The organism is Clostridium sp. (assembly GCF_036642255.1).
Taxonomy (GTDB): Bacteria; Bacillota; Clostridia; order Clostridiales; family Clostridiaceae; genus Clostridium_J.
Map to the genome: position 1 here is coordinate 139188 of NZ_JAVWDJ010000007.1, position 18067 is coordinate 157254.

The following is an 18067-nucleotide window of genomic DNA, read 5'->3' on the forward strand; positions in this document are numbered from 1 at the left end:
GTATTCCAGCTTCTTCACACCACTCCATACAAGTTTTGTAAAATTCCATACTTCCATTATCAGCTTCAAAGTAGCCATAAACATATTGAAACCCTTTGTTAAAAGCTGACACTAACCTCGAATGACCATCTATAGAAACTATCTTATCTTCAATTTTTACGCAACTAATGATAACTTGCTCTGGTTTTTCTATCCACGAATCTACTTTATTTAGCTTTGCTTTATCAACAGTTAATTGTTCTGGTGTTATTTCTTTTATGTAAATTTTAAAAACTTCCACAGGATTGTCCATAGTTAATGTCCATAACCCTTGTTTTTCAAATCCTAACTCTGACAAAATCTCACTACTAGTAAAGTTATTTTCTTCATTAACTACAACTCTTTTTAAGTGAGAGTTCCAATAAGCAATTTCATCTGCAAATCCCTTTATTAACTGTTTCTTTAAAGTAAAATCAGCATTATATAAATCTAAGGCTTCTTCTTCGTCGAATATACTAAAGTTTATGATTACCCCTTCATAAATGTTTTTTATATCATATTCCAGTGTTGCAACAATCTTGTCCCCCTTCACTTGCAATCAGCGCAGTGTTATGCAGAACACTACTTTCATATTTTATATAGCCAAAATGATAGTCTCTAGCTCTGTAAAAATCCATTCTATTATTCCCCAATCCCCATTTATCTCTTGAGTTATGCCATTACTATATCTTTAATTTCGGCGTTGGAAGCCTTGATTAAACTTGAAGTCAAGAGCTCCATTTGAACTCCAATCTTTCCACCACTTACAATTATTTTATCTATTTCTAAAACACTTTTATCTATAAAAGTTTTGTAATTCTTTTTCATTCCTATGGGTGAGCAACCTCCCCTTATATAGCCTGTGAATTTCAGTATGTCTTTAACTTGTATCATCTCAACGTTTTTTTCTCCTGCAGTCTTTGCAGCTTTTTTCAAGTCCAGCTCTTCTTTAACTGGTAAGAGATATACATATATATTTTTGCTATTACCTTGAAGCACCAAAGTCTTATAAACAAACTTTGGGTCTTTTGATATTTTCTCAGAAACTGAAACTCCATCTATCTTGTCATCACTAACATCATAGGTGATTGTTGTGTACTCTATTTTCTTTTGGTCCAAAATACGCATTGCATTTGTTTTTATCTGTGCCATGTTTACTCTCCATTTTCCTCTTCAATTTAATAATCTATTTCTAATGATTACTTTTTAATTATAACATTTTTCATACAATATTTGTAAATAATTCAACTGCTTCATATTATTACTAAAATTCACAACTCAAATTTATATATTAAAACTTCAAATATTCAAAATATAAAAAAGGAATTTTGAAATAAGTTTCGAATATAGAATATATATATATAATATAACTAATTTGCAAATGGAGATATTTATATGAAAAAGAGATTTAGTATTTTTGTATTGGCTCTAGTTTTAGCAACTTTAGGTATCACAACTGCAAATGAAACTAAAGCAATGGCATTCACAAAGGGATTTTATGTTAGTACGCAATACTTAAGATGGGATACTGATTATACGACAGATAGAAGTGGTATTGGTCATTATATTGTAATACTGGATTCAGGATATTTAAATGTTAGAGATCAACCCTCTCCAAACAGCAATATAATTGCTAAGTTATTTAATGGATACAAAGTTACAACTGATGATGGTCTTGGTATCAATGGATGGTCTTATGTTATCTATCCTCTATTCCGCTAAAAAGAATATACTGGAAGAATACTATAAATTAAAGATGCTCCTTGTATTTAACAGGGAGCATCCTTTTGCTTAGTTTTCCTCAGTGTAAGAAACTTTTCAATAATATATCTTCTTTTGAGACAAAATAAAAAGTCTTCGCGCTATCTTTATAAAGTAGCATGAAGACTTCTTCAATCTCATTTATTTCACAATTAACAGTATAATAATAGAAGCTTAAATATAAATTATATTCTTCCACTGATTTTCATCTATTACCTTAATGACGAAATTTAGTTCTTTCCATAAGCAATCTTCTTATAATGGCAAAGTTTGTGAATACCCTTCCGCCGAAAACTATGATAGCAGCTAAGTATATTGGAATACCTAATTTATCACCTAAGTAAACCATAAGGGCTGCTAAAACTGCATTTCCAAAGAAACCTGAAATAAATATATCTGGTCTAAAGTCCTTATTTAAACTTCCCCTAATGGCTCCAAGCATAGAGTCTATACATGCAAATATCGCCACTGATATATATGGTGAAAATTTCAAAGGAATATTTATGTTCCAAACAAGACCTAAAACAATACCAAGAATAAGCCCAACAAACGCGACCATTTAAACACCTCTACTTACTAAATTCTTTAGTAAACTCATATTTTGAAATATTTTGTCCTTTTTTTATAACTATGTTGTCACTAGGTTCTATAGTTATACTACACTTCTTTGAAAGATTTTCTGTAATGGTTCCTGGAAAGTTAACCGCATCTTCCAATCTCTTTTTATCTCCTATGACCTTTATAGCAACTCTCTTTTGCGGAGAAATCTTTTCATTATTTATAATAATACTATCTCCAGAACTTCTAATACCACTTGTTCCCATTAAGCGTATATCATTGATTGAAATTGCTTCTGCAGTGGAAGCATTTAATTCATTTACAATATTAAGTAGTTCCATATCAGTTATTGGTTGTTCTTTTGTTAAATTACCAAACAAATTTGCTTTAGGAGTTAAGTAAATAGTAATTCCTTCCCCTTTAACATCAGTTATTCCTGATCTTAGTCTAGTTTCCTGCAACTCCTTTAATATTAAATTGGCTTCTTCGTCTCTTCCCGCTGCTATTGTTTCAACCTCTTCATTTTTTTTGCTAAGTTCATCTACTTTTTTCTTTAATTCATCTCTTTGCTTTTTTAATTGCTCAACTTCAATAAGAATTTCTGGACTTTGCTTATTATCCGCAGTAGCTACTTGCTTATTTAGGCTATTCATTTGAGTTGTAATAATAAATCCAAATAATAAAAATATCAAGCCCATAGTTAGTTGAGAGATTATTTTTTTCACCGTAGCTCCTCCTATTCCTTAATGAAAATCTTTAGTTTATTGTTTTAAGTTTATTTTTTAATATTTGGTTAATTTTATAATATGGTTTTTGAACTGTATTTTATAATTCAGAAACAATTATACAATCTTATTATACCAAAATCCATTGTAATAATATACCATTTTACCCTTTGTGTCTATATACTTTATTTAAAACATAATAATAAAAAACTATTTAGTTTAATATTAGAACTTAATTTCAGTTCTACTCCAAATAATTTTATAATTAGCGCGTTTTAATATATTTAAAAAACTTTCCCCTAATAATACGTAACTTAATTGAAAGTGTTACTATTTTATTTTATCATATATACACTGTAATAATGTACCATCTATTAATATGATATATTATTCTCTAATATTAAAATAAAAATAAAAAACTATTTTAGATTAAACCTAAGAAAATCAAAAGCTTAATCTAAAATAGTGTATAAAGGGATTATCTTGCAATAAAATAAAAGATCTTTAGTTTGTTATCTGAGGAACTATTTCATAGATTCCTCAGATAACTTTGCTTTGGGGAAGCAATTTTTAAGTTTGACTGATACATGCACTCATTTTTTTTAGTTCTTTTAGCTTTAACTATATTTTAATTATATTTTGAAAGTCTCTATTAATAAGTAACTCTCAACTTATAAGGTGTTGTTGTACTATATGCACCTGCATAGCCTGAAACTTTTACATAATACTTTCCTGAGGTTGATGTATAATAGGATATACTTTCGCTGGTAGTGCTACCATTTTCGGATCTAGCAACAATAGTTCCAGCTGAATTTATTAAATATACATCATAATCCTTTGGAAGATTTGTCAAACTAACTGTAATAGTTCTGCCAGCAGTAGCATTGAAATAGTAATAATCTAAATCTGATGAAGAGTATATATACGAACTATAAGTAGTTCCATTTGCCAATACTCCTACAGCTGCACTCATTGTGTTGTTTGGTTCATAGGTGTCACTTTGTGATGTTGCACCTATACCAACAGATGTAAATGCATCAGAAATCTTTGTTGCAATTGTTGGCTCTGATGGATATAAGTCATTAGCAGCTTGCACTAAGGCATTTTTAGCATCTGTGAACTGAGAAAACTGAGTCAAATAAACTGTTAATGCTCTATAGTATACTTGAGATAATTTCGCATTATTATTAATTGAGGTTGCAGCAAGATAAAAGGCCTTATTTGGAATTCCACTATTTATATGAACTCCACCCCAATCTCCATTTGATGTATTTGGAAGGTTTTGATATTGATTCATATGAGCTGGTTGGTCATATAAAGTTGGGTCAGATAAACTCCTTAAGGCATCACCAGATACACTTGGTGTATAACAATCTTCTCCCATTAACCAGTCACTAGCTTGTCCCTCAATAAGATATCCAAAAACATCTGAGAAAGATTCATTTAAAGCTCCTGATTGATTTTCGTACTCTAAACCAGCAGTTTTATCTGTAATAGCATGAGTAAATTCGTGTCCAACTACATCTAAAGATGATCCGATATGAGCAAAGGTTGTCCCACTACAATCTCCAAAAACCATCTGTGTTCCATTCCAAAACGCATTATCCATAGGTTGACTTGGATTGGATGGATCTCTTCCATTCACTGTTGATTTTATAGTAGTACCTAGGTTATCATAACTATTTCTGTTAAAATTATTTTTATAAAAGTCATAAGTTACAGCTACATTTGCATGAACGTCTACTGCATCTAGTTGAGTTGAAGCATTAAAATTGTTATCAACATCACTTACCAATGTTCCTGGGAAAGTTGCTGTCCTATTAGCATCATAAGTTTCAATTTTAGCACCTTTTGTTAAATCTCTCATATAGTATCTTCCACTTAATAAATCAAGATTTAAATTTCTTGTTCCTAAAAGTCCAGCTCCTGTTCCTGTAGCTGTGGCACTTTGAATTTCATTTCTTGTTTTTATTACTTCTCCAGTATTTGCATTTACTAGAGTTACTACATTACCATGATAAGGAACCATAAACTGTGTTGTTACATAATAAATAGGTACCCAATTTCCATTATCATTATATATATATTGCTCTGCTGTAGGCTCTGCAGAGTATTCAATGTCGGTTTCCTTAATGTTTAGTTCCTTTAGTACATTTTTAATTGCCTTATCACCTGAGAGTTTAAATTCTTTACTCCAACTCTTTTCAGGCACTTCCTTTTCCACATTACCATTTATAGCATATACAGTACCATCTGCCTCTGTATGCACTACAACCTCTGCACCAAATACGGGAATATTATCTACAACTAACTTATTCTTATAATGTTTCTTATTTAATTGATCTGACTCAGTAGACTTATTAACGAATTCTCCCACATTTAACTCAAACATAGCTTTATTTTCACTTACAAAGTTTGCTGCATCACTTGAACTATCTATGTTCTTATCTGAAAGAGCTCCAGTTATAAAGCTTGGAATATCCTTTTCTTCATCCCACTTAATATCAAAGTTTTTCCCTGTTTTTTCTGATTTATTCTTTAACTTTTCAATAGTCTCCATTTTCTTCGGCTTATTTTTCATTCCCTCTCCGTCTACCCCGTTGTCTAAAGGAGCTGCAAAAGCCACAGTATTTAATGATAAGGTGGCCATAATAACAAGACTTAATACTTTTTTCATGAATATACCCCCTCTTAATTTGTTCTTTATTAGTTAAGATTTTTCAGCAAATCTTCCACGCTGATAATTTTAACAACACTTTGGAAGCTTCAAGTGTATAAGCTTCTATAAGTGAAAGGTCTTCAGCTTAGAAACTTTGCTTTGATGTAACAAAATTCTTTTGTTCACAAAATCTTTTGTCTACATAATTTTTTTGTTTAGAAAGGCACTTTTTTTACAAACATTACTTTATTTGTGTCAAATCTACGTCCTGAGCCTCTAAACCTAACCAGCTTGGTGAGACTTTAAAAATACATCCTGAAAAGTTAAAAGAAGCAACACCCCTTTTAATATCTATTGATTTTTCAAATTGCCTCATGATAACTTTTCATAACCTCCTTTCTTATTTACTTTATTTATGTAAAGTTTTTTTGCTCATAGATTAATTTACTTTAGAATTTATGGAAGAATTAAATAGTCAAGATGCTTGTACAAATTCTGATCTAAAAATCTACTCCGTTTAAAATTTGATTTAAGCACCAAATGAATCCTATCTGAAAATGCTTCTTCTATATAAACACTTCTTAGGATGCATATTGAGTAATGCAAGTTATTTTCTGAATATTTTTAACCTTGTGATTATTATACCTGACAAAAATAAATAATGCAACATTATTTTAAATAATTTTGTTGCATTATTTATTTTATAAACAATGATTTGGCTTAATGCAAAGTCAATTCTCTTTTTATATATTTCATTTTTAAAAAACATAAAAAAGCAACGTTCAGTTTTCACATGAACGTTGCTTATTCTTTATTTTTCTAATTACCTGGTTTTATTACCCAACCCAATTAATGTCATTACTTCCGCGTAGTGGTGGATCTTCCAATTCGATATGCATCATCCCTAAGCCTAATCCTAGGAAAACTACCAAAGTCCCCAATAAAACAGATGTTAATCTTTTCATGTTTTTCATAATTTATAGCACCCCCATAATTTTTATAAATTAATTATACAAGATAATATCAACATTTTCCACTAATATTTTGTGACAATTTAATATATATAGCTGCCTTTTCTACATCCTTTTGATTAATGTACAATTCAGTTAGCTTCAAATATACCTTAAGTAGTTCAGAAGAACTATATTTTTCTTTGACAAGTTTAATAATTTTAAAATATATTTCTTCAGCATCTTTATATTTATTTGATCTTTCATAAATATCCACTAGCAAATAATATGCCTTAAGTAAATAATAACAATCGTTATAGGCTTCAGCAAGATCACAGCCCATCTTAATTAAAATAATAGCTTCAGTATAAAATTCTTTCTGTATATATAAATTAGATTTTTCTATTATAGTATGGGATAACCTTGATTTATCATGTTCTAATCTTATACTTTCTGATATATCAAAAGCTTTAAGGCTATTATCAAAATCTCCTTTTTCCAAATACAGAACACCTAAATTATTGTAAATATTAGCTTCTATGCTCTTTTCTAAACCCTCAAACTTAGTCAACAAGGCATTTAGTACAACAATTGCATCATCAATACGACCTTGTTCTTTTAAACAGTTAACTTTCAATATATTAGCTTGAATATATTTTTCAGCATAATCATTGGTATTATCTATCTTAGACACAAATAAATCAATATGCTTAATTGCCTCATCTATTTTCTTTATCTTTTTATAGGCAAGGGCCATGTTAAAGATGGAGTTTATTTCAACCTCTTCATTTTTATAGGTAACAGAACACTGTTGTGCTCTATTAAAATATAAAAGTGACTCAATATAATCTAATTCATTATATTTGCACATGCCCAATCTATTATTTAAGTAACATTGTATATCGGTTTTACCAATTTCTTTACATATTTCTAAGGAATTATTATATTTAATAAATGCATCTAAAAACTTATATTGTTTATAGCTTATATCCCCTAGGAGTTTATCACCTTCAGCTTCTACATCCTTAAGGGAATATTTTGAGGCAATATCAATAATATATAAAATATCCTCTTCCGTAGGATTGTTTTTCATTTTATTGATACAATATTTTCTTGCCTCTTCCTCTTTAGCCATGAGCAAATATGCTTCATCAATATTAAATTCTACATTCAATTCCTTCGCTCTTGCTTTAAGTTTTCCTAAGATTAGCTTTGCTGAGCTCAGATTTAAATTTCTTTTTCCTACCTCTATCATACCAAAATAACTTCTAGTCATTGTATCATCTATAAAATCATTTTGAGTCATTTGTAACTCTTTTCTAATTTTTTTTAGCCTCTGTCCAGGTGTTAGAAAATCCATTTTCATCATCCTTTATTTTATATTTAAATAATTAAAAGACTTTTTGCCATACTATTATCAAAAAAGTTTACCCTTAATAACACTCTTCACTGAGAAGGTGTTATTTTAAGATGTTCACTATTAAAATAATTGTCTTTTCATTATATCAACCCTCATATATTTTCCCCATATACTTTATACGTTTTAATTTGTTATTTGATATGTGTTTTATAAATTTTTTATAAAATTAATAATAAAGTGGTGTTACTTTAAACTTCCTTCTGATTCTAATTATTACACAATATCTTACTTGGATTACATAGTTTTTTTAAATATTATTGAATAATTTTAAATTTTTGTTAAAATCTACAACGCTTTAAGGAAAATTAGAATTTTATTTTTGCTATTTGTATTGCATATTTAAAGGATGTAAACCTATTCAACTAAAGTTATACTGATTTTATTTATACAGCTGCTCTATATTTTATACCAATGATTAATGAAACTACTTTTGAAAGTATTCACTTTTAAGCATAGAATATACGATTTGATCTAAATAACCTCGTTCAGATTTATAGTTCTGCCTCAGCACCCCATCACGATGCATTCCAATTCCTTCATAAAGCTTAATTCCTATCACATTATCCGGATATACGTCCAACCAAAAGCGGTTAATATTCATCTCTTCAAATGCATATTTTAATAATGCATTTAAGGCTTCCTTACCGTAGCCTACCCCCTTATGAGAAATAATAAATCTTCTAAGTTCAAAGATTTCAGATTTAAAATCCAATCTGATTAGTGCATATCCCACAATTAGATTATCTTCTTTTCTTCTAATCACAAAAATTAAATGGTTCTTATCTTCAATTTCAGCTTTATGTTCCTCATAAGTTCCAAGCCATACAAAGTTCCGATTATCCTTGTGACTTTCTAACTCAATAATAGTTTCAATATCCCCTTCTGTTGCATCAACTATATAAAGACGATTGGTTTCTACCATAGACATCTCCCCCTAATTCTTTATCTTTAAATTCTCTTTCAATAAGTATTACAATTTTAAACAAGGTCACTCCACATATCATACTTTTGCTCTTCATCTTTACAAAGCATTTATCAGTGATATCTAGTTTAATTGATAGAACAGCTACTTCTTAAAACAAAGTTACAGATACTCTAATGCATCTACCAATTCAAATTCTCTATAATCCGTAACAAAATCACGTAAAATCTTACAATGATCTGCTCCATAAATTACCAATATCCTATCTTCTGGTTCTGCTATTGCTTGTAAATTATTAAATATATAGATGTTTCTTTTGTACCATTCTATAAGAACATCACTACCACAGTAGTTGTCTCCAGCTCCCACTTGAGCAGTATGAAGATAAAAGTCACTATGTTGATTTTCAAAATTCTCAGGAGAATTTAAATATCTAAAGATGTCTATAACTGTACTATTATTCATAACTTCATTCATTTTGTCCCCTAGAACCTTAACCTTTTCCATAAAATCGTTATAAAGCTTTTGATTGCTGCTCTCAGCGTAAGCCATCATTTCTTCTATTGGTAAGCTTACTGGATAATCTAAAGGGTAAACTTTCTTATGATTTAGCATTTTACCCAACCTAAAAGCTACTTGTACAATTTCATCTCTCTCATCTATTAAATCCTTATCTAAATCCTCACCTTTACAATATTTAAAAAAAGCTTCATTTATTTCTCGGTGTTTGTCTCTTCTTTTTTCAATAGCAATCTTATTAGGCTTAAACTTTGCCAAGGCTTCAACCAAATCTATAACTTCACGCTGCTTTTTTTCCTTAGTCACATCTTCAACTGCATTATTTATTAAATGTTCACCACGATAAGCAAAATGATATGTGCCTAAAACTAGTACTTTTGTTTTCTGTCCCACAATTATACCCCCAATTATTTTCTATATAAAAATATAAATCACTTCTCTAATTCCCATATCCAATAATATTTTTACCAAGTTGCAACTTGCTAGTCTTCGTATAATCTTACTTAGTAGCAGCTCTTAGAAAAAATTCCTTGAATCCTTGTGACATTTTACTTTTACTGTTATCCTGCAAAGTTATATCCATAAAATATCTTCCTGTTTCCATCTCTATTGAGATTGAATCCAGTGGAAATCCAATATTTCTCATAGGATGCGGCTTTGATGTAATTATAAAGCTGTCTGATGATATATCAGCTCCATCATATTCGAAAATATTTTCTTCATCTAATATTAAACAAATTGCATTTTTATATTTAGCCTTAACCTCTCCACCGTGGTTTAAAGCTACACTAATATAATGCTCTATCATCTCTTCATCATCTAATACTTTTCCGTTAACTCTTCTAACATGAACACCAGGTTGACTCTTACTATCTATTCCTTCAATATATAATCCAGAGTCGCAAGAAAATACAGGTGTTTTTAGAACCTTATAATAAGCTAATGCCTTAATCCTTGCATTCTCCAAGGGATTATTTCCACTTTCGTCAATTGATTCAACTTTTAAATTTATATCATTTAATCCAATAATCTCTATACCTGATCCTTGGAGCATTTCTCTCATATGTTGAATTTTTGCTGTATTGGCAGTTCCATATAGTAATTTCATATTAAATCCTCCAAATTATCTTGAAAACTTATGTCCATCCACAATGGCTTGTACCCATTCATAGCACTCCTGCAGTTCTTCATCACTTATTAAATGGGACTTATGCTCAAATAGCACCTTGTAACTACTATTTACCTGGTTCAAAGCATTAAAGTAAGCCTCCATATCTCCCCATCCCTCTTCCACTTTCAAAGATTTAAGGGCTGGGTAATGCCCAGTTTCATTAACTCTAGCATTCCATAAATGAACCAAGTGAGTGTATCTTCCAAACTTTTTGATTATGTCTAATGCATTAAAATTTTTATCCTTAAAATCTTGTATATGTATTCTACCAAAATCAAGACATAGCTTTATATTTGGGTATTCCTCTAACAAATCTTCAAGTAAATTTGTTTCATATATATATTTGTTTAATGCATCAAGCTCTAGAACTGGAGTAAATTTGTACTTTTCCCCTTGGTGAGATAGAATCTTAAAAAAGTTTCTACTTTTCTCTTGAAAATACTCATAGGAAACTTCTGACTCATAATAATATTCAGTGCTGTCATAAAATCTCCAGGAGGTCCAATCCACCTTATCATCTAAAATAACTGGCTTAGGATAATGCAGTAAAATATAGTCTGGTTTAAATACTTGGGCTCTTGCAAACTCCTTGTCCATATATTTTATTGACTCTTCATATGTATTTTTATCTTTTGAAAGATATTGAGGGTCTCTTGCTCTCCATTGATCCTTTAATAAAGGAAAGTGAATTCCTATATTAAGATTTCTATCTATAATATTGTCCTTCAATATTTCTAATTCTTTAAGAGATTCAATTTGATTAATTTCTACTCCCCAAAAGTCTTCTCTAAAATCCCTATTTTGTCTATTGACATCAAATCTATCAAATTGCCCAATCATTAATCTTTTCATATTAACCTCCTTGTAAATGGGTGCTATGGTTGCACGATTATCCTTTAAAATTCCTCAAATTAGTTTTGGAACACCGAGATTAAAAAATAACAGATTCACTAATCACATCTTATTAGACCTTCTTCTATTCTTTACAATTCTTCTTCATTAAATATGCTTCAATGCTTCCATCAATTATGATTCCAAATCCAACTCCCAATAAATATGCGCCTAAGTCGGTCCATAAAAAACCATAGCCTAAAATTAATCCACCTAAGGTGGTGCCCCTAATCACTTCAATCCAATCACCATGATATAACTGGCTAATTTCTATAGTGAAACAGAATAATAAAGCTATCAATGCAACTTTCTTAGCTGTGGAGTTTTTAAATAAGGTCCTTATGATGAAATATACCATGAGGGCCCATAAGGAATCTCCTAAAAATAAATCAATTATATCTGGTATATACTCAGTAATTCTTCTTGATAAGAGGCCAAGAAAGATAACTATAAATACTATTAGCAAATATAATAATGTGTTGTGCTTGCGTTTCATCTTAAATATCCTCCTGGAAAAACCCTTAGAAACATTTTATTATATGGGAATTAATCCTTTGTCCTAGTTAACTTTTATTATTGCTTTCGTACTTAATCACATTTTAGACGGATAAGTGTCACAGCCTCTTTATTGTTTAAATAAGTTAAGTGCTTAAACAAGCTTTACATTGGAGTGAAATCCCCTTAAAGAAGTGATTGAATAAAGTGAACTTATTTACTTTTAATTATATCATCATTTCCATAATCTTGGTAATATAACATTATAATCCTATTAAATTATAATTAATAAAGTTTTATATTACATTTTTCTTTATGTAAGGTAATATTCATAACCATATATTTTTTGTGATGATTGTGTGAAAGTTTTCACTGAAAATTTTTAAATTTTTATCTATATAGAAGGAATAATATTTTATTAATACCATTTAAACTAATGCTATAATATATTTATATATACTTTTATTGTACAAATGTTATAAACATGATAAATGAAAGTGAGGATTTAAAATGGATAGAATAAAACAACAGCGTAGTTGGATGAAATCTAAATTTACAGAAGATGATGATTTCCAATCAGATCAGGACTTAAAATTACCCCAACCACCACTGGAAAAACCTTATGACAAAAATTCCGAAATAATCTCTTTACCTGAAGTTACTGATAGTATATTTACTAAGACCAATCTCTTAGATATTTTAAGGGATAGAAAAAGTAACAGAAGCTACTCTGAAGCCCCTTTAACTTTAGAGGAATTATCCTTCTTACTTTGGGCTACTCAAGGTGTTAAGGAAATCCGCGGCAATAACTATGCTACCTTAAGACCTGTGCCTTCAGGTGGTGCCAGACACCCTTTTGAAACTTACATTGCAGTTAATAGAGTGGATGGATTAAAAAATGGGGTTTATCGCTATTTAGCTATAACTCATGAATTGTTGTTTTTATTTGAAGATGAAAATTTAGAGGAGAAATTAACAACACTGACTATGGACCAAAAATTTGTAGGGAAAAGTGCAGTAACCTTTATTTGGAGCGTGCTTCCTTATAGAGGTGAGTGGCGATATGACTTCCTTTCACATAAGGTAATGCTTATAGATGCAGGACACCTATGTCAAAACCTTTATATTGGATGTGAAGCTATTGGATGCGGAACTTGTGCTGTAGGTGCTTATGACCAAGAAGCTGTAGATAAATTCCTAGGCTTAGATGGAGAAGATGAATTCGTAGTTTATATAAGTCCTGTAGGAAAAGTTAAGTAATTCACTTATAGAATCTAATCAGACTTTCTTCCAAAGCCCGTTACCAAAATGTAATTGTTCATTATATAATAACACATAATTTAAAAGGGAACCTGTTTACATAGGTTCCCTTGCTTAATATTTTCATCATATTTTATAAGGATAATACCTCCATGTTTTTCAATGTTTAAACAAACATAAGTATTTAAACAGATTTAAGTGTTTAACTAGTCTTATGTAACATTGAAGAAATATACTGTGATAATATTACTCCTTAGATTCAGCTTACAATTAAGCTTCTAGCTTTAATTTTTTTGCTAACCACTGAGCAGTGCTGGCCTGAACAGATAATGTTATCAATATTGTAACAAAAGTTACAGAAGATATAACGTTAGAATGTTGTATATTCATTGAAACTAACATACCTGCTAGAGCTGCTGGAATTACACCAGTCTCCCTAATCCACATTATATAGATGATTTCTTTTAAGTTCCATTTTGCTTTTCTATCTAATATTACACAAGGTAGAACAGATAATGGTCTTGCAATAAATATAAGAATTGCAACAATCAATACTGCCTGTTTCCAGTATTGTGCAACGGATACAAAGTCAATATGAGTTCCTAAAAGGATAAAAATCATCATACGAAGTAAAAGTGTCAAAACTTCTTTAAACCTTGTTTGTGTTATATAGTGATCTTCTTGTACACGAAGGCTAAAGAGATGCTTGTTTCCACAAATAATACCTATGATAAACACTGCCATAAAACCACTAACCCCAAGACGGGTAGCTATAACGTAAGCACCTGCTACTGTTGCTATGCCGACTTCAGAAGGGTTGTCCCTAAAATACCCATACTTATCATGAGTTATAAGCATTGTAGCTATCATACCCACAACTAAACCTACAGCTATTCCTCCAAGTGAAGTTTTAGCCAGCTCTAAAGCACTTGTTTGAATTGAAAAACTACCACCTTGTATAATTCCTAAAATTGCAAAAGTAGTAATTGCACCTGCCGCATCATTGAAAGCAGATTCTGATATTATAAATTGTTTTAACTTGTTACTTATGTTCATTTTTTTAAAAAGAGGAACAAGCACTGATGGATCTGTAGACGCGATAACTGACCCCATTAACAAAGCATATAGAAAATCTATTTTAAATATAATTGCAGCAAAATAACCTGTTACGAAGGTAGATATAAGAACCCCTAATGTAGATATTAGAGATAAAGATACCTTTACTTTGTTAAGTATTTTTAATTCTATTTCTCTTCCGCCGTCATATAAAATATACGCAGCACCAAAAGTTAATATTAATTCATTTCCTGTAGGATACCTGTCTATATTAACAAGGTTTAAAAAGCTAGGTCCAAGCAAAATACCTGCAATTATAAACAAAACAACATCAGGTAACTTTACCATTTTACTAATCTTTGTAAACAGAACCCCTGAAACAATGACTAAGGCAAATAATTCTAATAAATTTTGCACTTCCATGTGACTTCCTCCACTTGGTATTGTATTAGAATAGCTAAGAATCTCTCTCCATGCTTCACTGTAACCAACATTATCACAATTCATAATATTGTGATAATAGCAATAACTATTTTAATCAATCCATATCATTAAATTTTAAAATACATTAACTTTTTCATATTTTATTTTTGAATGATCATTCTCAGTAATACTAGCAGAAGCAAATTAAGTGTACAAACCTTGATTTTTCATAAATAACATGAAAGAACCATGAATTTTCAAATAAAATAGTACTTCTCAGGGATTCTCTTTGTTTTACACTGTTTTTGATGGTTTTTGTCAAATTTTGTCTAGTTTTTCACAATGTTTTTTTTAAAAGTGATTTTTTCCTTTTCACTTTGGTCATTTTTCAAATTATTCATTAAATGTTTACAGTACTAGATGGAATTATTAATTAAAACCTTCTAACTTTTGCATATGTCCGTGTTCTACTCGTGAAGTTTTCTTAAAAGATTTAAATAAAAATAAACCTACCTCATAGAGTATGACATAAACTCTATGAGGTAGGTTTTAAATTAGTATAAAGTTTTAAAAAATAAATAAAGTAATGGATGTTTTTATATTATTACTTAGGCGCAAACCCCATTATTTTTTCATAGGAGTTTTTAGCATCTTCATAGCCATTTTCAAATAATTTCTGAAGTTTTTCAGGATCTTTTTCTAGTCTTCCTACCTTTAATTCCTGTGAAGGTCTTATTACAATTGCTTTTCCCTCACGCTCTAACTTCTCAATATATTCTAAGGTTTCATTATAATTTTTATATCTATCCATCATAGTTTTTATTAACTTTGGATATTTCTTATATTTTAGATTTAATAATCTTCCGTGCTTCATTGGGCTTTTTCTGTATTCTTTATTTCTCGTTAAGATAATAATATTCTTTTCATTTCCATCTTCTATTGATTTAACTACTGGTATAGAATCTGAAATTCCCCCATCTAAAAGTTCATAGCCCTTAAAATTAACAATAGGAGCTATAAAGGGTAAAGAAGAGGTTGCTCTTAAAGCATGAAATCCCTCAGTTATATCTTCCTTATTTAAATATACAGGTTTTCCAGTGTTACAATCAGTGGTTCCAACTAAAAATTTACACTCTGCGTTATGAAAGGTTTCAAAATCAAAGGGAACATGTTTATTTGGAATCTCCTCAAAAATAAAATCCATTCCGAAAAAGGATTTCTTAAGTAGAAGATTTCTAACACTCATATATCTCCAGTCTTTTACAAAATTTAGATTCACCTTTTTGTTTCTGCCTTTTTGCTTTGCTATATATGAAACAGCATTCAATGCTCCAGCAGATACTCCAATTATGTAATTAAAGTGCAAATCATTTTCTAAAAAAAACTCCAAAACCCCACAAGTGTATAACCCTCTCATGCCGCCCCCTTCAAGCACAAGTCCTACATTCTCCATAGCTATCCCTTCCTTTGTTACAAATAATATCTTAGGCATCCTCTAAAAGATAACCAGTATATATTAGTTATCTTATTTCAGATGCCTTATATAGTATTCTCTCACTTATATTAATTTTTTTCAAATTTTATTTTAGTTATATTAGCTTTTTCATTTTCTGTGTCCTATCATAAATATAAAGCAATATACCTGCTAATTTTGAAAGCATTACACAAACTTTAAATGAAGTGTTTTATCCAAAACAATATTAAACCTAACCTTTAAATCGATGTAATTTTATTTCAAGATTAGTGATTACTAAAATAAAACCAATAAAATAAGAATATTTACCTAAAAAATACTGATTACATCCTAGCTATGTTCCAATTATTCTAAGGAATCTATACCAGAATCATTATTTTATATATTCAGTAACTAAATCAGTAAAAAGAACTCCTTCTAAATGGTCTATCTCATGGCAGAAACATTTTGCTAAATCTCCTGTGCCTGTTAGTATTATTTCTTCACCATTTTCATTTAGTGCCTGAACTGTTACCTTTGCAGGCCTTGTTAATTTTCCCCAGATATTAGGATTACTTAGGCACCCTTCTATAACTTCTTGTTTTCCTTCTTGCTTAATTATCTTTGGATTAACCAATTTTATAAGACCTTGTCCCATATCCATCACAACTAATCGCTTTAAAATCCCAACTTGTGGTGCTGCTAATCCTCCACCATTTTCTGTATTATACATAGTATCTGCCATATCATCTAGTATTTGTCTTATTTTATCGTCAACTAATTTAACTTCTTTGCTCTTTTTTCTCAAGATTTCATCCTTAAAAAGTCTTATTTGTCTTATTGCCATTTTAAACTACACCTCTACTTTGCTGTGCTCTTGATTTTCTTTCACTTTCTTCAAAAATAAAAATCTCTTCTATAGAACGATTAAATATTTTGGAAATATCATATGCAAGCCAAATAGAGGGCTCAAACTTTTCTGTCTCAATAGCGTTAATTGCTTGCCTTGACGTCCCAACAAGTTCTCCTAGTTGTTCTTGAGTTAACCCAAGAGATTCTCTATATTCTTTTAATCTATTTTTCATCTTTATTCACCTCTTGTAATGTTGACCTTACATTATTCAATGTAGCATTTTACCATTTTATTGTCAAGTAGACCTTACATTTCATAATGATAAACTTCTTTTTTCATTGACATAATTTTTGTAGTGTCCTTTGTTAATGTTTTAAAATTATTACCACGAAATCTAGTTCAAGATTTAAGCTCTTTATCAAAAACTACCTGTATTTAAAAAAGTGTTATATAATGTAAATATAAAATATTAATTGGATGGTGTTCATTTATGAATGTTGAAATGTTAAAAACCTACTGCAATTCTAAAAAATCCTCTACTTCTGACTTTCCTTTTGACAGTGAAACCCTTGTTTATAGGGTTGGGTCTAAGATGTTTGCACTTATAAGATTAAATACTAATCCTTTACAAGTTAATCTAAAATGTGAACCTTACATGGCTCAGTGTCTTAGGTTTGATTATCCCGCTATAACTCCTGGTTATCATATGAATAAAAAGTATTGGAATACCATAACACTTGATGGATCTTTACCACAGGAATTCATTGAACACCTTATTGATGTATCCTATGATATTGTTTTTAAAGGTCTAACAAAAAAACAACAAAAGGAAATCATTGAGGCATAAAAATAGGTGTTATTGTTAACACCTAAAAGCTCATTTATTTATTTATTTATTTATTTATTTATTTATTTATTTATTTATTTATTTAT

At 29.9% G+C, this 18067-nt stretch carries 19 protein-coding genes and 1 pseudogene; 3 read left to right on the plus strand and 17 right to left on the minus strand.

Going from position 1 to position 18067, the window contains the following annotated elements; translation table 11 throughout:
• The 3 genes and pseudogenes from RR409_RS05860 to ybaK form a co-directional block, all read right to left on the minus strand.
• Positions 1 to 571: pseudogene (locus tag RR409_RS05860) on the minus strand (hypothetical protein); the annotation flags it as partial.
• A complete protein-coding gene (locus RR409_RS05865; protein ID WP_332556795.1) occupies positions 534 to 656 on the minus strand; it encodes a hypothetical protein in 123 nt (40 codons plus the stop codon). The gene RR409_RS05865 and the pseudogene RR409_RS05860, both read right to left, overlap by 38 nt.
• A 34-nt stretch (positions 657 to 690) precedes the next feature.
• Positions 691 to 1170 (minus strand): Cys-tRNA(Pro) deacylase, encoded by a 480-nt coding sequence (gene ybaK, locus RR409_RS05870; protein ID WP_332556796.1) that lies wholly within the window; start codon positions 1168 to 1170, stop codon positions 691 to 693.
• 243 nt (positions 1171 to 1413) lie between these two features.
• On the opposite strand from ybaK, the gene RR409_RS05875 reads away from it, so the two are divergent.
• Positions 1414 to 1740, plus strand: a complete 327-nt coding sequence (locus RR409_RS05875) for a hypothetical protein (protein WP_332556797.1) — start codon at positions 1414 to 1416, stop codon at positions 1738 to 1740.
• Between the two features lie 256 nt (positions 1741 to 1996).
• On the opposite strand, the gene RR409_RS05880 is transcribed toward RR409_RS05875, so the two are convergent.
• From RR409_RS05880 to RR409_RS05925, 10 genes are all read right to left on the minus strand, one after another.
• The gene (locus RR409_RS05880) at positions 1997 to 2338 is read right to left on the minus strand and encodes a small basic family protein (RefSeq protein WP_332556798.1); all 342 of its coding nucleotides are present in this window, start codon (positions 2336 to 2338) and stop codon (positions 1997 to 1999) included.
• A gap of 10 nt (positions 2339 to 2348) precedes the next feature.
• Entirely contained in the window at positions 2349 to 3062 is a 714-nt protein-coding gene (locus RR409_RS05885; protein ID WP_332556799.1) for a DUF881 domain-containing protein, read from the minus strand.
• A 652-nt stretch (positions 3063 to 3714) separates the two neighbouring features.
• A complete protein-coding gene (locus tag RR409_RS05890) occupies positions 3715 to 5739 on the minus strand; it encodes a M4 family metallopeptidase (protein WP_332556800.1) in 2025 nt (674 codons plus the stop codon).
• An 818-nt stretch (positions 5740 to 6557) separates the two neighbouring features.
• Entirely contained in the window at positions 6558 to 6695 is a 138-nt protein-coding gene (locus RR409_RS05895; protein WP_332556801.1) for a hypothetical protein, read from the minus strand.
• Between the two features lie 49 nt (positions 6696 to 6744).
• A complete protein-coding gene (locus RR409_RS05900; protein ID WP_332556802.1) occupies positions 6745 to 8031 on the minus strand; it encodes a transcriptional regulator in 1287 nt (428 codons plus the stop codon).
• Between the two features lie 484 nt (positions 8032 to 8515).
• Positions 8516 to 9013, minus strand: a complete 498-nt coding sequence (locus RR409_RS05905; protein WP_332556803.1) for a GNAT family protein — start codon at positions 9011 to 9013, stop codon at positions 8516 to 8518.
• Between the two features lie 162 nt (positions 9014 to 9175).
• The gene (locus tag RR409_RS05910) at positions 9176 to 9925 is read right to left on the minus strand and encodes a DUF5694 domain-containing protein (protein WP_332556804.1); all 750 of its coding nucleotides are present in this window, start codon (positions 9923 to 9925) and stop codon (positions 9176 to 9178) included.
• A gap of 106 nt (positions 9926 to 10031) precedes the next feature.
• Positions 10032 to 10640, minus strand: coding sequence for a non-canonical purine NTP pyrophosphatase (locus RR409_RS05915; RefSeq protein WP_332556805.1), 609 nt, complete (start codon positions 10638 to 10640; stop codon positions 10032 to 10034).
• A gap of 15 nt (positions 10641 to 10655) precedes the next feature.
• On the minus strand, positions 10656 to 11555 hold the full coding sequence (locus RR409_RS05920; protein WP_332556806.1) for a TIM barrel protein: 900 nt from the start codon (positions 11553 to 11555) through the stop codon (positions 10656 to 10658).
• Positions 11556 to 11679: 124 nt separating this feature from the next.
• Positions 11680 to 12090: a DUF2809 domain-containing protein gene (locus RR409_RS05925; protein ID WP_332556807.1), complete on the minus strand. Its 411-nt coding sequence runs from the start codon at positions 12088 to 12090 to the stop codon at positions 11680 to 11682.
• Between the two features lie 509 nt (positions 12091 to 12599).
• Here RR409_RS05925 and RR409_RS05930 point away from each other — a divergent pair.
• Positions 12600 to 13349, plus strand: coding sequence for a SagB/ThcOx family dehydrogenase (locus tag RR409_RS05930; protein WP_332556808.1), 750 nt, complete (start codon positions 12600 to 12602; stop codon positions 13347 to 13349).
• Between the two features lie 270 nt (positions 13350 to 13619).
• Here RR409_RS05930 and RR409_RS05935 read toward each other — a convergent pair whose 3' ends face one another.
• The 4 genes from RR409_RS05935 to RR409_RS05950 form a co-directional block, all read right to left on the minus strand.
• On the minus strand, positions 13620 to 14828 hold the full coding sequence (locus tag RR409_RS05935) for a sodium:proton antiporter (RefSeq protein WP_332556809.1): 1209 nt from the start codon (positions 14826 to 14828) through the stop codon (positions 13620 to 13622).
• Positions 14829 to 15432: 604 nt separating this feature from the next.
• A complete protein-coding gene (locus tag RR409_RS05940; RefSeq protein ID WP_332556817.1) occupies positions 15433 to 16281 on the minus strand; it encodes a patatin family protein in 849 nt (282 codons plus the stop codon).
• Positions 16282 to 16675: 394 nt separating this feature from the next.
• Positions 16676 to 17128, minus strand: a complete 453-nt coding sequence (gene def / locus RR409_RS05945; protein ID WP_332556810.1) for a peptide deformylase — start codon at positions 17126 to 17128, stop codon at positions 16676 to 16678.
• 1 nt (position 17129) lies between these two features.
• Positions 17130 to 17366, minus strand: coding sequence for a helix-turn-helix transcriptional regulator (locus RR409_RS05950; protein WP_332556811.1), 237 nt, complete (start codon positions 17364 to 17366; stop codon positions 17130 to 17132).
• Positions 17367 to 17624: 258 nt separating this feature from the next.
• On the opposite strand from RR409_RS05950, the gene RR409_RS05955 reads away from it, so the two are divergent.
• Positions 17625 to 17981, plus strand: coding sequence for an MmcQ/YjbR family DNA-binding protein (locus tag RR409_RS05955; protein WP_332556812.1), 357 nt, complete (start codon positions 17625 to 17627; stop codon positions 17979 to 17981).
• The last annotated feature ends 86 nt before the right edge of the window (positions 17982 to 18067 follow it).

Coding starts and splice junctions, on each gene's coding strand:
- RR409_RS05940 (WP_332556817.1), bottom strand. CDS start 16,281: ATGGAGAATGTAGGACTTGTGCTTGAAGGGGGCGGCATGAGAGGGTTA.
- RR409_RS05895 (WP_332556801.1), bottom strand. CDS start 6,695: ATGAAAAACATGAAAAGATTAACATCTGTTTTATTGGGGACTTTGGTA.
- def (WP_332556810.1), bottom strand. CDS start 17,128: ATGGCAATAAGACAAATAAGACTTTTTAAGGATGAAATCTTGAGAAAA.
- RR409_RS05915 (WP_332556805.1), bottom strand. CDS start 10,640: ATGAAATTACTATATGGAACTGCCAATACAGCAAAAATTCAACATATG.
- RR409_RS05900 (WP_332556802.1), bottom strand. CDS start 8,031: ATGGATTTTCTAACACCTGGACAGAGGCTAAAAAAAATTAGAAAAGAG.
- RR409_RS05955 (WP_332556812.1), top strand. CDS start 17,625: ATGAATGTTGAAATGTTAAAAACCTACTGCAATTCTAAAAAATCCTCT.
- RR409_RS05875 (WP_332556797.1), top strand. CDS start 1,414: ATGAAAAAGAGATTTAGTATTTTTGTATTGGCTCTAGTTTTAGCAACT.
- RR409_RS05920 (WP_332556806.1), bottom strand. CDS start 11,555: ATGAAAAGATTAATGATTGGGCAATTTGATAGATTTGATGTCAATAGA.
- RR409_RS05905 (WP_332556803.1), bottom strand. CDS start 9,013: ATGGTAGAAACCAATCGTCTTTATATAGTTGATGCAACAGAAGGGGAT.
- RR409_RS05890 (WP_332556800.1), bottom strand. CDS start 5,739: ATGAAAAAAGTATTAAGTCTTGTTATTATGGCCACCTTATCATTAAAT.
- RR409_RS05865 (WP_332556795.1), bottom strand. CDS start 656: ATGGATTTTTACAGAGCTAGAGACTATCATTTTGGCTATATAAAATAT.
- RR409_RS05935 (WP_332556809.1), bottom strand. CDS start 14,828: ATGGAAGTGCAAAATTTATTAGAATTATTTGCCTTAGTCATTGTTTCA.
- RR409_RS05930 (WP_332556808.1), top strand. CDS start 12,600: ATGGATAGAATAAAACAACAGCGTAGTTGGATGAAATCTAAATTTACA.
- RR409_RS05880 (WP_332556798.1), bottom strand. CDS start 2,338: ATGGTCGCGTTTGTTGGGCTTATTCTTGGTATTGTTTTAGGTCTTGTT.
- ybaK (WP_332556796.1), bottom strand. CDS start 1,170: ATGGCACAGATAAAAACAAATGCAATGCGTATTTTGGACCAAAAGAAA.
- RR409_RS05950 (WP_332556811.1), bottom strand. CDS start 17,366: ATGAAAAATAGATTAAAAGAATATAGAGAATCTCTTGGGTTAACTCAA.
- RR409_RS05925 (WP_332556807.1), bottom strand. CDS start 12,090: ATGAAACGCAAGCACAACACATTATTATATTTGCTAATAGTATTTATA.